The 16,498-nt window shown below is 71.9% G+C and carries 14 protein-coding genes and 1 rRNA gene; 7 read left to right on the top strand and 8 right to left on the bottom strand.

The features are described 5' to 3' along the window. The first annotated feature begins 8 nt into the window (after positions 1–8). Positions 9–593: a GNAT family N-acetyltransferase gene (locus tag ACZ6SQ_RS14475; protein WP_469560930.1), complete on the top strand. Its 585-nt coding sequence runs from the start codon at positions 9–11 to the stop codon at positions 591–593. A 47-nt stretch (positions 594–640) separates the two neighbouring features. Then, positions 641–1,813 carry a winged helix-turn-helix domain-containing protein gene (locus ACZ6SQ_RS14480; RefSeq protein ID WP_469560932.1) on the top strand — a complete coding sequence of 391 codons (1,173 nt, stop codon included), beginning with the start codon at positions 641–643 and terminating at the stop codon, positions 1,811–1,813. A 3-nt stretch (positions 1,814–1,816) separates the two neighbouring features. On the opposite strand, the gene ACZ6SQ_RS14485 is transcribed toward ACZ6SQ_RS14480, so the two are convergent. From ACZ6SQ_RS14485 to mtnA, 7 genes are all read right to left on the bottom strand, one after another. Then, positions 1,817–2,563 (bottom strand): response regulator, encoded by a 747-nt coding sequence (locus ACZ6SQ_RS14485; RefSeq protein WP_386386602.1) that lies wholly within the window; start codon positions 2,561–2,563, stop codon positions 1,817–1,819. A 206-nt stretch (positions 2,564–2,769) separates the two neighbouring features. Then, positions 2,770–3,462: a ribosome hibernation-promoting factor, HPF/YfiA family gene (gene hpf, locus ACZ6SQ_RS14490; RefSeq protein ID WP_386386604.1), complete on the bottom strand. Its 693-nt coding sequence runs from the start codon at positions 3,460–3,462 to the stop codon at positions 2,770–2,772. Between the two features lie 316 nt (positions 3,463–3,778). Then, on the bottom strand, positions 3,779–4,639 hold the full coding sequence (locus tag ACZ6SQ_RS14495) for a ComF family protein (RefSeq protein WP_469560936.1): 861 nt from the start codon (positions 4,637–4,639) through the stop codon (positions 3,779–3,781). A gap of 238 nt (positions 4,640–4,877) precedes the next feature. Next, the gene (locus ACZ6SQ_RS14500) at positions 4,878–6,719 is read right to left on the bottom strand and encodes an LpqB family beta-propeller domain-containing protein (protein WP_469560939.1); all 1,842 of its coding nucleotides are present in this window, start codon (positions 6,717–6,719) and stop codon (positions 4,878–4,880) included. Then, positions 6,709–8,739, bottom strand: a complete 2,031-nt coding sequence (gene mtrB, locus ACZ6SQ_RS14505) for an MtrAB system histidine kinase MtrB (protein WP_469560941.1) — start codon at positions 8,737–8,739, stop codon at positions 6,709–6,711. The genes ACZ6SQ_RS14500 and mtrB overlap by 11 nt, the downstream gene beginning before the upstream one ends. Before the next feature lies 1 nt (position 8,740). Next, a complete protein-coding gene (gene mtrA, locus ACZ6SQ_RS14510) occupies positions 8,741–9,430 on the bottom strand; it encodes a two-component system response regulator MtrA (protein ID WP_202919805.1) in 690 nt (229 codons plus the stop codon). A gap of 4 nt (positions 9,431–9,434) precedes the next feature. Continuing rightward, positions 9,435–10,577, bottom strand: coding sequence for an S-methyl-5-thioribose-1-phosphate isomerase (gene mtnA / locus ACZ6SQ_RS14515; RefSeq protein ID WP_469560945.1), 1,143 nt, complete (start codon positions 10,575–10,577; stop codon positions 9,435–9,437). Positions 10,578–10,717: 140 nt separating this feature from the next. On the opposite strand from mtnA, the gene ACZ6SQ_RS14520 reads away from it, so the two are divergent. The 5 genes from ACZ6SQ_RS14520 to ACZ6SQ_RS14540 are packed head-to-tail and all read left to right on the top strand — an operon-like array spanning position 10,718 to position 16,301. Next, a complete protein-coding gene (locus ACZ6SQ_RS14520) occupies positions 10,718–12,010 on the top strand; it encodes a DUF7847 domain-containing protein (RefSeq protein ID WP_469560948.1) in 1,293 nt (430 codons plus the stop codon). Between the two features lie 4 nt (positions 12,011–12,014). Next, the gene (locus tag ACZ6SQ_RS14525; RefSeq protein ID WP_469560950.1) at positions 12,015–12,806 is read left to right on the top strand and encodes a DUF4129 domain-containing protein; all 792 of its coding nucleotides are present in this window, start codon (positions 12,015–12,017) and stop codon (positions 12,804–12,806) included. Beyond that, complete coding sequence (locus ACZ6SQ_RS14530; protein ID WP_469560953.1) at positions 12,803–14,002, top strand: DUF4350 domain-containing protein; 1,200 nt, start codon at positions 12,803–12,805, stop codon at positions 14,000–14,002. The genes ACZ6SQ_RS14525 and ACZ6SQ_RS14530 overlap by 4 nt, the downstream gene beginning before the upstream one ends. Continuing rightward, complete coding sequence (locus ACZ6SQ_RS14535; protein ID WP_469560956.1) at positions 14,002–14,991, top strand: AAA family ATPase; 990 nt, start codon at positions 14,002–14,004, stop codon at positions 14,989–14,991. The genes ACZ6SQ_RS14530 and ACZ6SQ_RS14535 overlap by 1 nt, the downstream gene beginning before the upstream one ends. After that, positions 14,991–16,301 (top strand): DUF58 domain-containing protein, encoded by a 1,311-nt coding sequence (locus ACZ6SQ_RS14540; RefSeq protein ID WP_469560959.1) that lies wholly within the window; start codon positions 14,991–14,993, stop codon positions 16,299–16,301. Before ACZ6SQ_RS14535 ends, ACZ6SQ_RS14540 begins: the two co-directional genes overlap by 1 nt. Before the next feature lie 105 nt (positions 16,302–16,406). Here ACZ6SQ_RS14540 and rrf read toward each other — a convergent pair. Further along, positions 16,407–16,498 (bottom strand): 5S ribosomal RNA (rrf, locus tag ACZ6SQ_RS14545); the annotation flags it as partial.

Genomic DNA, 16,498 nt, shown 5'->3' on the forward strand with positions numbered 1-16,498 from the left:
ATCTGGCGATGGAACCCGTCACTCTCACCACCGAGCGGCTGCTGCTGCGCACGGTGGGCCCGCGGGACACCGACGCGGTCCACGCCGCCGCGCAGGACCCCGACATCCAGCGGTGGATCTCGCAGTTCCCCTCTCCCTATCTGCCGGAACACGCGCGTGCCTTCACCGGACAGGTCGTGCCGGACGGCTGGGCGCACGACTCGATGTTCACCTTCGGTGTCTTCCTCTCCTCCTCCGGTGCGCTGGCGGGCATGCTCGGCCTCACCATGCGCTCGCTGGCCACGGCGGAGGTCGGCTACTGGGCGGCGAAGGAGCACCGGGGCCACGGCTATCTGACCGAGGCCACCGCGGCCGCCTGCCGCTGGGCCTTCACCGAGCGGGCGGTCGACCGCGTCGAGTGGCGCGCGGAGGTGGGCAACCACGCCTCCCGCGCGGTCGCCGAACGCGCCGGTTTCACCGTCGAGGGCACTCTCCGCTCGGCCGTGAACAACAGGGGCGTGCGCCGGGACTGCTGGGTGGGCTCGCTCCTGCCGTCCGACCTGGGCCTGCCCTCGGCCGCGCCGTACCTCCCGGCGCCCGTCCACAGGCCGTAGCCGCAGGCCGTGCCCGGCTGTCAGTGGCAGCGCCTATCGTGCGAGGCATGACGACCCCGCGCCCGATCGCAGAGCTGTCCGCCGACGAGGCCCGCCGCCTGGTCCTGCGCGCCCAGGGCTTCCTCGGCGCACCCGACCGCCGGGCGGGCGTGCGGGGCGTGCTGCGGCACCTCGGCGCGGTCCAGCTCGACACGATCTCCGTCCTGGCCCGGTCCCACGAGCTCATCCCCTACGCCCGCCTGGGCGCGGTCGGCCGCAGGACGGTCGAGGACGCGTACTGGACCGACCGGCACGCGTTCGAGTACTGGTCGCACGCGGCGTGCATCCTGCCCGTCGAGGAGTGGCCGCACTTCGCCTTCCGCCGCCGCGCCTACCGCGACCGCCCGCAGTGGAACCACGACCTGCCCGACGGCACCTACGAGCAGGTCATCAAGCAGCTGCGGACCGAAGGCCCGCTGACCGCGACCGAGTTGGGCGGCGCCAAGCGCACCAGCGAGTGGTGGGACTGGTCCGGCACGAAGGTCGCCGTCGAGCGCGCCCTGATGTACGGCGAGGTGGTGTGCGTCGAGCGGCGCGGCTGGAAGCGGCTCTACGACCTCGCCGAGCGTGCGATCCCGCAGTCCCTGCTGCACGACGAGCTGGACGACGCCGAGTGCCTGCGCCGTCTGGTGCGGCTGGCCGGTGAGGCGCTGGGCGTGGGCACGCGCGCGGACATCGCCGACTACCACCGCCTCAGGGGCGAGCAGGTGGACGCGGTGATCGCCGACTCCGGTCTGGTGCCGGTCTCGGTGGCGGGCTGGGGCAAGCCCGCCTGGGCGGACCCGGCGGCCCTGGCGGCGCCCCCGCGCGGACGGCACCGCACCACGCTGCTGTCCCCGTTCGACTCGCTGATCTGGGAACGCGCCCGCACGGAACGGATCTTCGGCTTCACCCACCGCCTCGAGGCGTACGTTCCCAAGCCGAAGCGCGTGTACGGCTACTTCGCGATGCCGGTCCTCGCGGGCGGGCGTCTGGTCGGCCGCGTGGACCCGGCCCGAGAGGGCCACACCCTGGTCGCCCGGCAGGTCACCCTGGACGGTCCGAAGGCGGTCCCGGCGGTCGCCCAGGCGCTGGTCGAGGCGGCGAGCTGGGTGGACTGCACGGACGTCCGGGTGGAGCGGGTGGACGCGCCCGGACTGCGCACCCCTCTCACCGCGGAACTCGCCCGGCTGCTCGGCTGAGCGTCAGCGGATTTCGAGGATCTTCTCCCGCATCGCGTACACCACGGCTTCCATCCGGGAGTGCAACTGGAGTTTCTCCAGGATGTTGCGCACGTGGTTCTTCACGGTGTTCTCGGAGATGAACAGTTCTTTGGCGATATCGCGGTTGTTCATCCCCGTGGCGACGAGCTTGAGCACTTCCAGCTCACGGTCGGTGAGCCGCGGCGCGGGCACCAGACGGCGTTCGTCCGTGCGCTGGATCATCGATTTGAACTCGGTCAGCAGCTTCGACGCCATGGACGGACTGATCTGCGACTGTCCGTCGGCCACCGCGCGGATCGCGGTGGCGACCTCGTCGGTGGAGATCTCCTTGAGCAGATAGCCGGTCGCGCCGGCCTTGATCGCCTCGTAGAGGTCGGCTTCCTCGTCGCTGATCGTCAGCATGATGATCTTGGCGCTGGGGGCCACCTCCTTGATGGAGGTGCACGCCTCGATCCCGCCCCGCTTCGGCATCCGCACGTCCATCAGGACGATGTCGGGCAGCAGGTCGGCGGCCTTGTCGACCGCTTCGGCGCCGTCCCCCGCCTCGCCGACGACCTGGATGTCCTCCTCGGCCGCGAGCACGATCTCCAGGCCCCGGCGGAACAGGGCGTGGTCGTCGACGACCAGCACCCGGATCGGCTCCTCGCGCGATGATCCTCTGTCGGGGCCCATGCCGATCACGCCGTCGCCGGCATCCCCCTGATGCATCGGTCCGAAGCTGTCCGCCATCGTTCCTCCCCCTGAAGGCTGTGGCCCGTGGTCCTGTGCCATCGCCAACCCAAGGCAACGGCCCACCGGTTGAGCCGTTGCGGCCATGATTCCATGCCCGGGCGGCGCCGAGGTGACAGGCAGGGTGCGCATGGGGTCGCACACCGGTGCCCCTGGGGGCGCACGAAAGCGCTCCAGGGGCACCGGACAGCTGTCATCCGGGTGGGTCAGCCGCCGAGCGAACCGCCCGCGTCAGGCGACGGCGGCTGCGTGACCATGGTGTCCGTCCGGAGGTGGATCACGCCGTAGTCGTAGGCGTGGCGCCGGTAGACGACGCTCGGCTCCTTCGTCTCGGAGTCGACGAACAGATAGAAGTCGTGACCGACCAGTTCCATCTCGTAGAGGGCCTGGTCCAGGGTCATGGGGGCGGCGACGTGGGTCTTCTCTCGGACGATGAGCGGCCCTTCGCCCTGTACCTCGAGCGAGCCGATCTTCCTGGTGGGTACTCCGTCCGACTCCTCCGTCGAGACGACGTGGCCGTTGCCGTTGAGCGTCGCCGCGCCCGGAACGTGGTCGGGGACCTCGGCCGCCGTCAGCCGGCGGACGCCCCGGCGCGTGTGACGCTTGTCGTGCTCCTTGCGCAGTCGGGCATCCAGCTTCTCGGCAGCGAGGTCGAGTGCCGCGTACGGGTCGCTGGCCGCCGCCTCTGCCCTGATCACCGGGCCACGGGAGCGGAGCGTGATCTCCACTCGGTCGCAGCGGTCGGCCTGTCGGGGGTTGGGCTCCTTGGACACCTCGACGTCGAGGCTGATCACCTTGCCGTCGAGCTTCTGGATCTTCTCCAGCTTCAGCTTCTCGGCCACGTGCTTGCGGAACCGCTCGGGCACCTCGGTCTTGCGGCCCTTGACGACGATGTCCACGCAGAACTCCGTTCCCGGATCGCTCCGCTCTCAGTGGCGGAGCATCTCCCTTGTGCACCAGGTTCCGGACAGTTCCGGAACCGCGGACTTGGTGACGTCCACCTCCTCCTCCCCCACGGGCGAGATCTCCACGCCGCCGGCTCGGGTGATTGCGTAAAACCCGCAGCACGGCTATCGGATTCGCGGGGGATGGCCTGCGCCTTTCCCTCACAACCGAACATATCTCGCCCGGACGGATGTCGTCACCCTCTACTGCGGCGTACCTCCGTTCAGGTGAATAGGCGCTCTCATTACCTGCAACGATGCAACTTCGCAGTCAGTTCCGGTTTATTTCGAAAGCATCCGGCGAAGCAGCGACCACCGCGGCACAGACCGGATCTCCGAAGGTGTCCGGGCCCGTCTTTCCCGCCATGACCGTCCGTCCGCCTGCGCCCCCTTCCGTCTCTTCAGCCATCTGTTCCCCTGTCCTTTCCCGGCTCACTCCCGTGTACACGGGTGTCATCACATCGCGGTACCCGGCTTCGGCGGCCATGGCCTCCCGCACCGCACGCGCCGCCTCCGTGAGGGAAGCGCCCGTCGTCATCAGGTCGTCCACGAGCACCACCGCGCCGCCCCGCAGCAGCCCGGCCCCGCCGCGCGCCACGGCCAGGGCGCCGGCCAGATTCTCCTGACGCCGCCGGGAGTTGAGCCCCGCCTGGTCGGCCACCGCGCGGCGCTGCCGCAGCACGGAGAGCACCCGGGCCGACGTCCCGGCCCGGCGCAGCCGCGCCGCCGCGGCGAGTGCGATCCGCCGTGCCGGATCGTGTCCACGGGCCCGTACGGCCGCGCGCCGGGACGGCACCGGTACGAGCAGCACGGGCAGGCCCGCTCGCCGGCCCTGCGCCGGCCCGAGCCCGGCCCGCACCGCGCCTGCCAGGGCCGTGCCCAGAGGGCGGGCCAGGGACAGGGCTCCGCGCTCCTTGTGGGCCAGCAGCACGGCCCGGACCTCGTCCGCGTACGGCACGGCCGCGTGGACGGCGGGCAGGCCCGGCGGCTCCGGCACCGGCCGCACCCGGCGCGGTGCGACACCGCCCAGGACGGCACGGCACTCCGGGCAGAGCATCGTGCGCGGCCTGCCGCAGCCTCCGCACTCGCCCGGCAGCACCAGGTCGGTGAGGTCCTGCCACCACCCCCGCATGTCCACCACTCTGCCAACGCCCGCGCGGCCCGGCCACCCCTGTGGACAACCGCCTGTGGACAACTCCGCGCCGCCCGGCGCACAGGCCCGGCCGCCCCCGGCAGCAACAGCCTCCACGCTGCCGAGAGACAGCCGGGAACCGCGGGAACCGGGCCATGTCCCGGAAACGGAAAGGCGGCCGCCCCGCCGGACCGAAGCCGGCGAAACGACCGCTCCCCGCGATACCGCGGTCAGCACCTCACCCGGGATACACCGGCGCCGTGCCGTCCTTCACGACCTTCTGCCACTGCTCCCCAGTGGGCATCCGCACGATGCCGTCCTCCGAATGGGCGACCAGCGGAACCCCGCCGTCCTCCGTCCCGGCGATCTCCTCCACGCCCGTGAGCGCGGCGGGCGGCGGAGCCTCCGGCGTGGAGCCGTCGACCTGGACGTACTGCATCTGCTGCACGCCCCCCTGCTTGGTGCCCACCACCACCAGCCGGCTCTCGCCGACCCAGGACATGGTGGTGACCTCCTCCAGCTCCGGAGTCGCCGAGCGCAGCTCCAGCACCGCCACGCGCGTCCGCTCGTCGGCCTCGGTCGGCCTGTCGCCGCGCTCGATACGGCCGATGAGCAGGGACTGCTTGCCCGCCTTCTCCACGACCAGAGCGATCCGCACCCCGTCCCCGGCCACCCGCACCGAGTCGATACGGCCGTCCAGACCGGGCATCTCGACCTCCACGGGCTCGCCCTTGCCGCCGTCGAACAGCAGCAGCCGCGGCCGCTTCGGGTCCCGGTCGGCCACCCACAGGTCACCGGCGGCGTCCCAGCTCGGCGCCGTCAGCCGGTCGGTCTCCGTCTTCCCCTGGCTGACCAGCACGGGTGCGCCGAGCGAACCGCCCGCCACCATGGGGCTGACGAACAGCGCACGCCGGTCCAGGCTCACCCCGGCCGCGACGTCCTCGCGCCGCGCCACACCCGCCGCCCAGAACGGCCTCGTCCCGTCGCCGAGCGGCCCCGGCACCGCCAGCGCCTCCTTGTCCTCGCTGCGCGCGGGCATCCGCACCAGCTGGTTCTCGCCGTCCAGGAAGTACAGGAACTCGGGACGCTCCGTCGCCCCCCGCGCGGCCACCGAGTCGGCGCTGTCCGCGGACACCAGGCACAGCTGCCTGCCACCCGACTCCAGCTCGATCTGGTCCACCGCGGAGGTGAGGTTCTGCAGCGTGAACAGCAGCTGCGCGGCCATCTCGCGGCACTTGCCCGGCCCGACCCGCGCGGCACTGTTGTTCAGCGGCACGGTCAGCGTGTTCTGCCCGTCGGGCGTCAGCGACTCCACGCCGGCCCTCAGCTTCGTACCGGTGGGGAAACTCGACCGGACGACCTGGTCCAGCCAGACCGTCGGGCCCTCCAGGAGCGAGCGGACCATGTGCGTCATGGGATCCACGCGCTCGCGCACGAACACCGGATCGGCCACCGCCATCGGCCGCGACGGAGACCCCGCCACACCGTTGGACGCGAAGTAGTACTTGTTGACCGACATGTAGTTGCGCTCGAAGTCCGACTCGCCGAGCACGATGCCCTGCGGCGGCCGGCTGATGCGCCACTGGCCGTTCTTCTTGGTGCGCGTCAACTGGATCTGCTGCTGGTAGTCGCCCTCGGCCGGGCTGTACGACTGCTGCGCGTCGAGCGCGCCGACCTCGGTGCCGGTCAGCGTGACGGAGGACGAGGTGGCCTTCTCCGCGTCCTCGACGGGATCGGCGAAGCTCTCCATCCCGTTCGCGAGAACGGTGGCGGAGCCCTCCGGCTCCCACTGCTTCGCCGCCTCGGGCGTCAGATACAGCTTCGCCGTCTCGTAGTTCGGGTCGTCACTCGTCAGCGCCTCCAGGAAGCCGTCCACGATCTCCGTCGGAGTCGCGTCCTCGCCCGGCGGCACGGCGAACACCCGCACCTGCGAGTCCTGCCGCGGCGTGTAGTCCACCCCGCGCAGATCACCGTCGTCGGGCATCGACGCGCATCCCGACAGCAGGACGACCCCGCAGACGGTGTACGCCACCGCGCGCCGCGGCATGCGCCGGGCGCCCCCCTCGCGGTCAGCGGCCACGAGTTGCCTCCCCTTGCTCGTCCTGACCGGCCGGGGCCTGTCCCGGCCGCGCCGCGGACGTGTCGTCCGGCCGTCGCGCCCCGCACGCGGGCCGCGGCACCACGCGCGCGCCGTTGCCCGGCAGCGCCGTGGGGTCGGCCGAGGGGGCCGTCGTGGCGGGCAGCGTGGCCATCCGGTCCAGCGGCGCCTGTCCGTTGATCTGCTGTGCGGGCACGGTGGCGCTCTTCTCGCCGCGCGGCAGCCCGGCCCCGTCCAGGCCGCGGTTGCGGCGCGAGTCCTTGGGTTCCAGGGGTATCGGCGAGCCCCGCAGCGGCTCGTCCGCCGTCCGCGGCAGCGTCAGCCGGAACTGCGACCCGCCACCCGGCTCACCCCACGCCTGGAGCCAGCCGCCGTGCAGACGCGCGTCCTCCAGGGCGATGGACAGGCCCAGGCCCGTACCGCCCGTGGTCCGCGCGCGGGCCGGGTCGGCCCGCCAGAAGCGGCTGAACACGCGCGTGGCCTCGCCGGGCTTGAGACCGACGCCGTAGTCGCGCACCGCGACCGCGACCGCCCCGCCCGCCGAGGCGAGCTTGACGACCACGTCCCGGCCCTCGCCGTGCTCCACGGCGTTGACGACGAGATTGCGCAGCACCCGCTCCAGACGCCGGGCGTCCGCCTCGGCCACGACGGGCTGCTGATCGCCCACGACGCGTATCTCGGTGCCCTTGCGCTCCGCGAGCGGCACGGCCCCGCTGACCACCCGCCGCACGACCTCCCTGAGATCGATCGGCTCCGCCTCCAGCGCCGCGGCGCCCGCGTCGAAGCGGCTGATCTCCAGCAGGTCCGCGAGCAGCGACTCGAACCGGTCCAGCTGGTCGGCCAGCAGCTCCGCCGACCGCGCGGTCACCGGATCGAAGTCCTCGCGGGCCTCGTGGATGACGTCCGCCGCCATCCGCACGGTCGTCAGCGGCGTCCGCAGCTCGTGGGACACGTCGGAGACGAACCGCCGCTGCATCCGCGACAGGTCCTCCAGCTGCTGGATCTTCAGCTGGAGGTTCTGCGCCATCTTGTTGAAGGCCTCGCCCAGGCGCGCGATGTCGTCCTCGCCGGTGACCTTCATACGTTCCTGAAGACGCCCGGCCGACAGCCTCTCGGCGATGCCCGCGGCCATCCGTACGGGCGTGACGACCTGGCGGACCACCAGCCACGCGATCGCCCCGAGCAGGACGACGACGAACACCCCGGCCGTCGCCAGCGTGCCCTTGACCAGGCTCAGCGACTTCTCCTCCTGCGTCAGCGGGAAGAGGTAGTAGAGCTGGTACGGGTCACCGTTGGGGTCGTTGACCTCCTTGCCGATGACCAGCGCGGGCTGGGACTCCTTGCCGCGCTCGCTGTAGAAGACGCGCGTGTACTTCTGGGCGGCCTCGCCGTCCCCGATGCGGGCCCGCAGATCCGCCGGAATGCTCTTGTCCGGGTTCACGCCGCCGGAGGCACGCGGACTGCGCCCACTGCCGCTGTCGTCGCCGACGGGCAGCGTCACCACGTCGAAGGCGCCCTGGCCGCCGCTGGAGAGCGAACCGACCATTTCGCTCATCCACTGGGTGACGTTCTGCGCGGAACGGCCGTCCGTGCCGGGCACCTCGTCGGCGGTGCCGCTGGCGGTCTCGTCGGCCTTCTGCTTGGCCACCGTGAAACCGCCGGTGGCCTGGCTCTGGGCGGCCTTCACCTTGGCGTCCAGCAGTCCGTTGCGCACCTGGCCGATCACGACGAAGCCGAGCAGCAGGACGACGCCCAGCGACATCAGCAGGGTCGTGACGACGACCTTGAGCTGGATGTTGCGCCGCCACAGCCGCATCACGGGCAGCAACGGGCGGCGCACCCAGCGCATGAACAGCCGAAGGACCGGGCTGCCCTGGACTCCGCCCTGAAGCAGCCCGCCCTCGAAGAACCTTTCCCAGCGCGAGGGCGTCGGCCGGCCGACAGGCCGCCCCGGACGGGCCCCGGACCGGCCGGGGGCCGAAGCGGCACTGTCCCCGGACATGTCAGCTCGGTCCGGCCTTGTATCCGACACCACGGACGGTCACCACGATCTCCGGCCGCTCGGGGTCCTTCTCGACCTTCGAGCGAAGCCTCTGCACATGCACATTCACCAGACGCGTGTCCGCCGCGTGCCGGTAGCCCCAGACCTGCTCCAGGAGCACCTCACGAGTGAACACCTGCCACGGCTTCCGCGCCAGCGCGACCAGCAGGTCGAACTCCAGCGGCGTCAGCGCGATGGACTGCCCGTCCCGCTTCACCGAGTGCCCCGCCACGTCGATGACCAGGTCACCTATGGCGAGCTGCTCCGGCGCCGGCTCCTCCGACCTCCGCAGCCGCGCCCGGATGCGGGCCACGAGCTCCTTCGGCTTGAACGGCTTCACGATGTAGTCGTCGGCCCCGGACTCGAGGCCGACCACCACGTCGACGGTGTCGCTCTTGGCGGTCAGCATCACGATCGGCACGCCGGACTCCGCCCTGATCAGGCGGCACACCTCGATGCCGTCCCGACCGGGCAGCATCAGATCGAGCAGCACCAGATCCGGCTTGGACTCGCGGAAAGCGGCCAGCGCCTTGTCGCCGTCGGCTACGAAAGACGGCTCAAAACCTTCACCACGCAGCACGATGCCGAGCATCTCGGCCAGTGCGCTGTCGTCGTCGACGACAAGGACTCGTCCCTTCATAAACGACATCATCCCATTAGCTAATCGTTACCTGGCGTGACCTGGCACACAGCTCGGCAAGCCCCTCGCCGGTCACAGGCGAAACGGCACCTTCTTCGGTGACGATCGCCGTCACCAGTTCCGGCGGTGTCACGTCGAACGCCGGGTTGTACGCCTGGGTCCCCAGGGGCGCCACCACGATCCCGCCTCCCGCTCCCGCCACCGGCATCTGCGGCGCTGTGACCTCGGTCACTTCGAAGCCGGGGCGCTGCTCGACCTCGATCGACGCCCCGTCCGCGGTCCCCAGATCCACGGTCGTCACCGGTGCCACCACGATGAACGGAACATGGTGATAGCGCGCGAGCACGGCGAGCGGATAGCTTCCCACCTTGTTCGCCACAGACCCGTCGGCCGCGATGCGGTCCGCCCCTATGAGCACCGCGTCCACCTCCCCCGCCGCGAACAGCGAACCCGCCGCGTTGTCGGTGAGCAAGGTGTACGCCATGTCGTTGCGTGCCGCCTCGTAAGCCGTCAGGCGAGCACCTTGCAGCAACGGACGCGTTTCGTCCACCCACAGGCGCCTGAGCCGGCCCTGACGGTGCGCGGCGAGCGCCACCGCGAACGCCGTGCCCTCACCGCCCGACACCAGCGAACCGGTGTTGCAGTGCGTGAGAATCCGGTGACCTCCGCCCGGCAGCAGCTCGTCGAGCAGCACCAGGCCGTGTGCGGCCATCCGGGTGCTGGCCTCGGCGTCCTCCCGGTGCAGCTGGCGCGCCGCGGCCAGCGCCGCGACAGCGGCCCGGCCCTCGCCGCCGCCGCCGACGAGCACGGCCCGATGCGCGGCCTGGGCCCGCCGCACACCCACGGCGAGGTTCACCGCGGTCGGCCTGGCACCCGCCAGCGCGGCCGCGGCCTCCTCCACGTCGAAGCCTCTCGCGGCGGCGAGCGCGACCCCGTAGGCCCCCGCGATCCCGAGCAGCGGCGCCCCGCGCACGGCGAGCGAACGGATCGCCTCCACCAGCGCGGGCGCGTCCGTGCACACCAGCTCGATCTCCTCGGCGGGCAGCCGCGTCTGGTCCAGGAGGACCACCACAGGCCCCTCGGGCGGCTCCTCCCAGCGGATGACAGGTATTCCGGTCGGCCGGCCGTCCTCGCCGGATTGCGCGTACTGATCAGCCATGCCGTCAGTCTGCCCCGGATCGGGCGGACAATTGAAGGTGCACAGCCCCTACCGCGGCCGGTCCGTCCCGGACGGCCCCATGGCACGATGAGGGCCAACCTGCCGCCGCGACCGCGGTCGGGCACCGTGAAGGAGCGACGATGAACGACACTCCGGGCTGGGCCTCGCCCGGATCCGCCCCGTCCGACGATCAGCGCCCCGGCGCCCAGGAGCCGGCCGACAGCCCGGCTCCCGCGGCACCGGCGGATCAGCCGACGGCACCCGGCGCGAAGTGGTCGCAGGAGCAACCGGCACCCGGCCAGTGGTCCACGCCCGTGGGCCCCGGCCAGACACCGCCCCCACCGCCCGGCCCGAACTGGGGCACCCCGCCCCAGGGCGGCGGCTGGGGAGGCCCCGGCGGACAGCACGGCCCTGCCGGACACGGCGGCTGGGGCACCCCCTGGGGCGGCCCGCCGCCCGCCGCCAAGCCCGGAGTGATCCCCCTGCGCCCCCTCGGCGTCGGCGAGATCCTCGACGGCGCGGTCTCCACCATGCGTACCTACTGGCGCACGGTGCTCGGCATCTCCCTCACCGTCGCGGTCCTCATGGAGATCGTCACCGTCCTGCTCCAGGGCCTCGTCCTGAACGACACGACCGGCACCGACGGCCTCGGCGACCCGGACGCCACCCTGGAGGAGGCCACCCGCGCCCTGGGCGACGCCCTGGTCGGCATGGGTGTCCTGTTCGTCATCACCCTCATCGGCACCGTCGCGGTGACCGCACTGCTCACCGCCGTCACCAGCCGCGCGGTACTGGGCAAGCCCGTCACCACCAAGGAGGCCTGGCGCGACGCCCGCCCGCAGGTGCTCAGGCTGCTCGGCCTGCTCGTGCTGCTGCCGCTCATCGCCTTCGGCATCCTCGCCGTGGGCACCCTGCCCGGCATCATCGTCGGTGTCGCGGGCTCCCCGCCCGCAGGCGCCGTGCTCGGATTCCTCGGCTTCCTGGGCGCGGGCGTCGTCGCCATCTGGCTGATGGTCCGCCTCTCCCTCGCCTCCCCCGCCCTGATGCTGGAGAAGCAGGGCATCAAGAAGGCCCTGACCCGCTCCACCAAGCTCGTCAGCGGCTCCTGGTGGCGAGTCTTCGGCATCCAGCTGCTCGCAGCTCTCATCGCGAACATCGTCGCCATGGTCATCGTCATCCCGTTCGCCCTGATCGCCCTCGTCGTCAGCGGCGACGGGTTCAGCGGCTTCCTCACCGGCGACAGCGACTTCGGCTGGACCTACCTGATCGTCACCGGCATCGGCTCGGTGATCGGCTCCATGATCACCTTCCCGATCACGGCCGGTGTCACCGTGCTCCTCTACATCGACCAGCGCATCCGCCGCGAGGCCCTCGACCTCGACCTGGCCCGCGCCGCCGGCGTCCAGAACTACGGCACCACCGCCGGGAGCTGATGCGGTGAGCCTCACGGGGGGAGTTCTCACAGCGGTGCCCGGCGCAGTCGACACAGCACTACGAGCCGCCGTGCGCGCCGGCGACCGCACCACCCTGTCGTCGGCGCTCACACTGACACGCACCGGCGACACCGAACCACCGCTGACCGTCCCGCGTGACCCCGCCCGCGAAGCGGCCCGGCGCGAGCTGGCCAAGCGGATGTACCACGAGAACGAACCGAACCTCCTGGAACGAGCCCTCAACTCCTTCTGGGACTGGCTCGGCAGCGTCTTCGACGCCGCCGGAACGGTGACACCCGGCGGGGCCGTCGGCCTGGTCGTCATCGTGCTCGCCGTCCTCGCCGTACTCGGCGCCCTGTGGTGGCGCCTCGGCACGCCCCGCCGCGGCCCCGTCTCCGCCCCCGCCCTGTTCGACGACCGCCCCCGCAGCGCCGCCGAACACCGCGCCGCCGCCGAGGCCCACGCCGCCCAGGGCCACTTCAGCCAGGCCGTCCAGGAACGCATGCGGGCCATCGTCCGCTCCCTGGAGGAGCGCGCCCTGCTCGACGCCCGCCCCGGCCGCACCGCCGACGAGGCGGCAGCCGACGCCGGCCGTACGCTTCCCGCGCACACCGACCGCCTGCGCGCCGCCGCCCGAGACTTCGACGACGTCACGTACGGCGGCCGCACCGCGACCGAGACCTCGTACCGCCGCATCGCCGAACTCGACCGTGACCTGGAACGCGCCAAACCCCGGCTCACCACGAGCAGCACCGCGAACACGGTCGACAACACCCGCCAGGGAGCCGCCGGATGACCACCGGGGCCACGCTCCCGAACACCTCGGCCTCGCCCACCGCCCGCCAACTGTGGACCCGCGCCCGCGGTATCGCACTGGCGCTCGCGGTGCTGGTCGCCGGAGCCGTCGTCCTCGCGCTCGTCCGCTCCGACACCCGGCACGGCGCCCTCGACCCGCGCTCCGCCGACCCCCAGGGCAGCCGGGCCGTCGCCGAGCTCCTCGCCGACCGCGGCGTCGACACACGCACCGTCACGACCCTCGACGAGGCCCGCGGCGCGGCGGCACCCGACACCACTCTCCTGGTCGCCGTGCCCGACCTGTTGACCGACCGTCAACAAGCCCTGCTGCACTCGGCGACCACCGCCTCCGGCGGCCGCACCGTCCTCGTCGCCCCCGATATCAGCTCCGTGGAAGGCCTCGCACCCGGCGTCACCGCCGAACCCGTCACCAGCCTGGACACCACCCTCTCCCCCGGCTGCCCGCTCCCCGAGGCCCGCCGCGCGGGCGACGCCGACACCGGCGGCATCCGGTACACCGTCACCAGCCCCGAGGCCGACGAGTGTTACCCCAGCGGTGACCTGCCCACCCTCGTCCGGATCCCCGACACGACCGGGGACGGGGACACCGTCGTCCTCGGCGCGTCCGACATCCTCGTCAACGACCATCTCGACGAGCAGGGCAACGCCTCGCTCGCCCTCCAACTCCTCGGCTCCCGGCCGCATCTGGTCTGGTACCTCCCCTCGCTGTCCGACGCCACGGCCACCGAGACGGGCGACGACCAGCGCGGCTTCTTCGATCTGCTCCCCTCGGGCTGGCTCTGGGGCACACTTCAGCTCTTCATCGCCGCAGCCCTCGCCGCCCTGTGGCGGGCACGCCGGCTCGGACCGCTCGTGCCCGAGAATCTCCCCGTGGCGATCCGCGCCTCCGAGACCGTCGAAGGACGCGCCCGCCTCTACCGCAAGGCCAACGCCCGCGACCGCGCGGCCACCGCTCTTCGCTCCACCACACGCACCCGCCTCGCCCCTCTCGTAGGCGTACCCGTCTCCCAGGCGCATGCGCCCGAGGCCCTGCTGCCCGCTCTGTCCGCCCATCTCCACCAGGACGGACAGCCCCTGCACAGCGTCCTCTTCGGCCCACCGCCCGGCGACGACGCCGCACTGATCGCCCTCACCGACCAACTCGACGCCCTCGAAAGAGAGGTACGCCGTCCATGATGGACCCGACCACTGACAACGCCGGGCAGACCGGGCATCCGGGCAACCCCCGGGCCGCCCTGGAAGCCCTGCGCGCCGAGATCGCGAAGGCCGTGGTCGGCCAGGACCCCGCCGTCACCGGTCTCGTCGTCGCTCTGCTCTGCCGCGGACACGTCCTACTCGAAGGAGTCCCCGGGGTCGCCAAAACGTTGCTCGTCCGCACCTTGGCCTCCGCACTCGAACTGGACACGAAGCGGGTCCAGTTCACTCCCGACCTGATGCCGAGCGACGTCACGGGCTCCCTCGTCTACGACACCCGCAGCGCCGAGTTCTCCTTCCAGCCCGGCCCGGTCTTCACCAACCTCCTGCTCGCCGACGAGATCAACCGCACGCCCCCGAAGACCCAGTCGTCCCTGCTGGAGGCGATGGAGGAACGCCAGGTCACCGTCGACGGCACCCCGCGTCCGCTCCCCGATCCGTTCCTGGTCGCGGCGACCCAGAACCCCGTCGAGTACGAGGGCACCTACCCCCTCCCCGAGGCCCAACTGGACCGCTTCCTGCTGAAGCTGACGATCCCTCTGCCCTCCCGGCAGGACGAGATCGACGTCCTCACCCGCCACGCCTCCGGCTTCAACCCGCGCGACCTCAAGGCCGCCGGCGTACGCCCCGTCGCGGGCCGCGCCGACCTCGAGGCAGCCCGCGCCGCCGTCGCCAAGACGACCGTCTCTCCCGAGATCACCGCGTACGTCGTCGACATCTGCCGCGCCACCCGCGAATCGCCCTCCCTCACCCTGGGCGTCTCCCCCCGCGGCGCCACCGCCCTGCTCGCCACCTCGCGCGCATGGGCATGGCTCACCGGCCGCGACTACGTGATCCCCGACGACGTCAAGGCACTCGCCCTGCCCACTCTCCGGCACCGTGTCCAACTGCGCCCGGAGGCAGAGATGGAGGGCGTCACCGCGGACTCCGTCATCACCGCGATCCTGTCCCACGTCCCCGTCCCGCGCTGATGGCGCTCACCGGACGCGCCGCCCTCCTCGCGGCACTCGGCTCCGTCCCCGTCGGCATCTGGGAACCCAGCTGGGCGGGCATCCTCGCCGTCAACGCGCCCCTGGCCGTGGCCTGCGCCTGCGACTTCGCCCTGGCGGCCCCTGTGCGCCGCCTCGGCCTGGCGCGCTCGGGCGACACGTCCGTACGCCTCGGCGACCCCGCCGACGTCACGCTCACGGTCACCAACCCGTCGCGTCGCCGCCTCCGCGCCCGCCTGCGCGACGCCTGGCCCCCCAGCAGCTGGCAGCCCGGCACCGAGGTCGAGTCTTCACGTCACCGGCTCGACGTCCCATCCGGCGAACGCCGCCGCGTCACCACACGGCTGCGGCCCACCCGCCGAGGCGACCGCCAGGCGGACCGTGTCACGATCCGTTCCTACGGCCCGCTCGGCCTCTTCACCCGCCAGGGCACACACGTCGTGCCCTGGACGGTACGGGTCCTGCCCCCGTTCACCAGCCGCAAGCACCTGCCCTCCAAGCTCGCCCGGCTCCGCGAACTGGACGGCCGCACCAGCGTCCTGCAACGCGGCGAGGGCACCGAGTTCGACTCCTTGCGCGAGTACGTCCCCGGCGACGACACCCGTTCCATCGACTGGCGGGCCACCGCCCGCCAGTCCGCGGTCGCCGTGCGCACCTGGCGCCCCGAACGCGACCGCCACATCCTCCTGGTCCTCGACACCGGCCGCACCTCCGCCGGCCGGGTCGGTGACGCACCACGACTCGACGCGTCCATGGACGCCGCACTCCTCTTGGCCGCCCTCGCCTCCCGCGCAGGCGACCGCGTGGACCTGCTGGCGTACGACCGCCGGGTCCGCGCCCTCGTCCAGGGCCGCACGGCGAACAACCTGCTGCCGTCCCTGGTCAACGCCATGGCCACGCTGGAACCCGAACTGGTCGAGACGGACGCCCGAGGCCTGACCGCCACGGCTCTACGGTCGGCTCCACGCCGTTCCCTGATCGTCCTGCTCACGACGCTCGACGCGGCACCGATCGAGGAGGGCCTTCTGCCCATCCTCTCCCAGCTCACCCAGCGCCACACTGTCCTCCTGGCGTCGGTGGCGGACCCCTATATCGCCCGAATGGCCAAGGCCAGAGGCAATGCTGACGCGGTCTACGAGGCTGCGGCCGCCGCCCAGGCCCAGGCTGAACGAAATCGCACCACGGACCAGCTCCGCCGCAACGGCGTCACCGTCGTCGACGCGACTCCGGACGAACTGGCACCCGCCCTCGCGGACGCCTACCTGGCCCTCAAGACAGCCGGCCGCCTATGAAAGAAGGGGCTCTCTGGGAGAGCCCCTTCCAGTTCCCAAAAGTTTCCCCAGAAACGCAGAAAACCCCCGTACCGATTTACGGTACGGGGGTTTTCTATAAGAATTGTTCGGCGGCGTCCTACTCTCCCACAGGGTCCCCCCTGCAGTACCATCGGCGCTGTAAGGCTTAGCTTCCGGGTTCGGAATGTAACCGGGCG

Source organism: Streptomyces sp. NPDC048600 (assembly GCF_055587025.1).

Coding starts and splice junctions, on each gene's coding strand:
- ACZ6SQ_RS14495 (WP_469560936.1), bottom strand. CDS start 4,639: ATGCGGGGGTGGTGGCAGGACCTCACCGACCTGGTGCTGCCGGGCGAG.
- ACZ6SQ_RS14540 (WP_469560959.1), top strand. CDS start 14,991: ATGGCGCTCACCGGACGCGCCGCCCTCCTCGCGGCACTCGGCTCCGTC.
- ACZ6SQ_RS14480 (WP_469560932.1), top strand. CDS start 641: ATGACGACCCCGCGCCCGATCGCAGAGCTGTCCGCCGACGAGGCCCGC.
- mtrA (WP_202919805.1), bottom strand. CDS start 9,430: ATGATGTCGTTTATGAAGGGACGAGTCCTTGTCGTCGACGACGACAGC.
- ACZ6SQ_RS14475 (WP_469560930.1), top strand. CDS start 9: ATGGAACCCGTCACTCTCACCACCGAGCGGCTGCTGCTGCGCACGGTG.
- ACZ6SQ_RS14485 (WP_386386602.1), bottom strand. CDS start 2,563: ATGGCGGACAGCTTCGGACCGATGCATCAGGGGGATGCCGGCGACGGC.
- ACZ6SQ_RS14530 (WP_469560953.1), top strand. CDS start 12,803: ATGACCACCGGGGCCACGCTCCCGAACACCTCGGCCTCGCCCACCGCC.
- ACZ6SQ_RS14520 (WP_469560948.1), top strand. CDS start 10,718: ATGAACGACACTCCGGGCTGGGCCTCGCCCGGATCCGCCCCGTCCGAC.
- ACZ6SQ_RS14535 (WP_469560956.1), top strand. CDS start 14,002: ATGGACCCGACCACTGACAACGCCGGGCAGACCGGGCATCCGGGCAAC.
- mtrB (WP_469560941.1), bottom strand. CDS start 8,739: ATGTCCGGGGACAGTGCCGCTTCGGCCCCCGGCCGGTCCGGGGCCCGT.
- mtnA (WP_469560945.1), bottom strand. CDS start 10,577: ATGGCTGATCAGTACGCGCAATCCGGCGAGGACGGCCGGCCGACCGGA.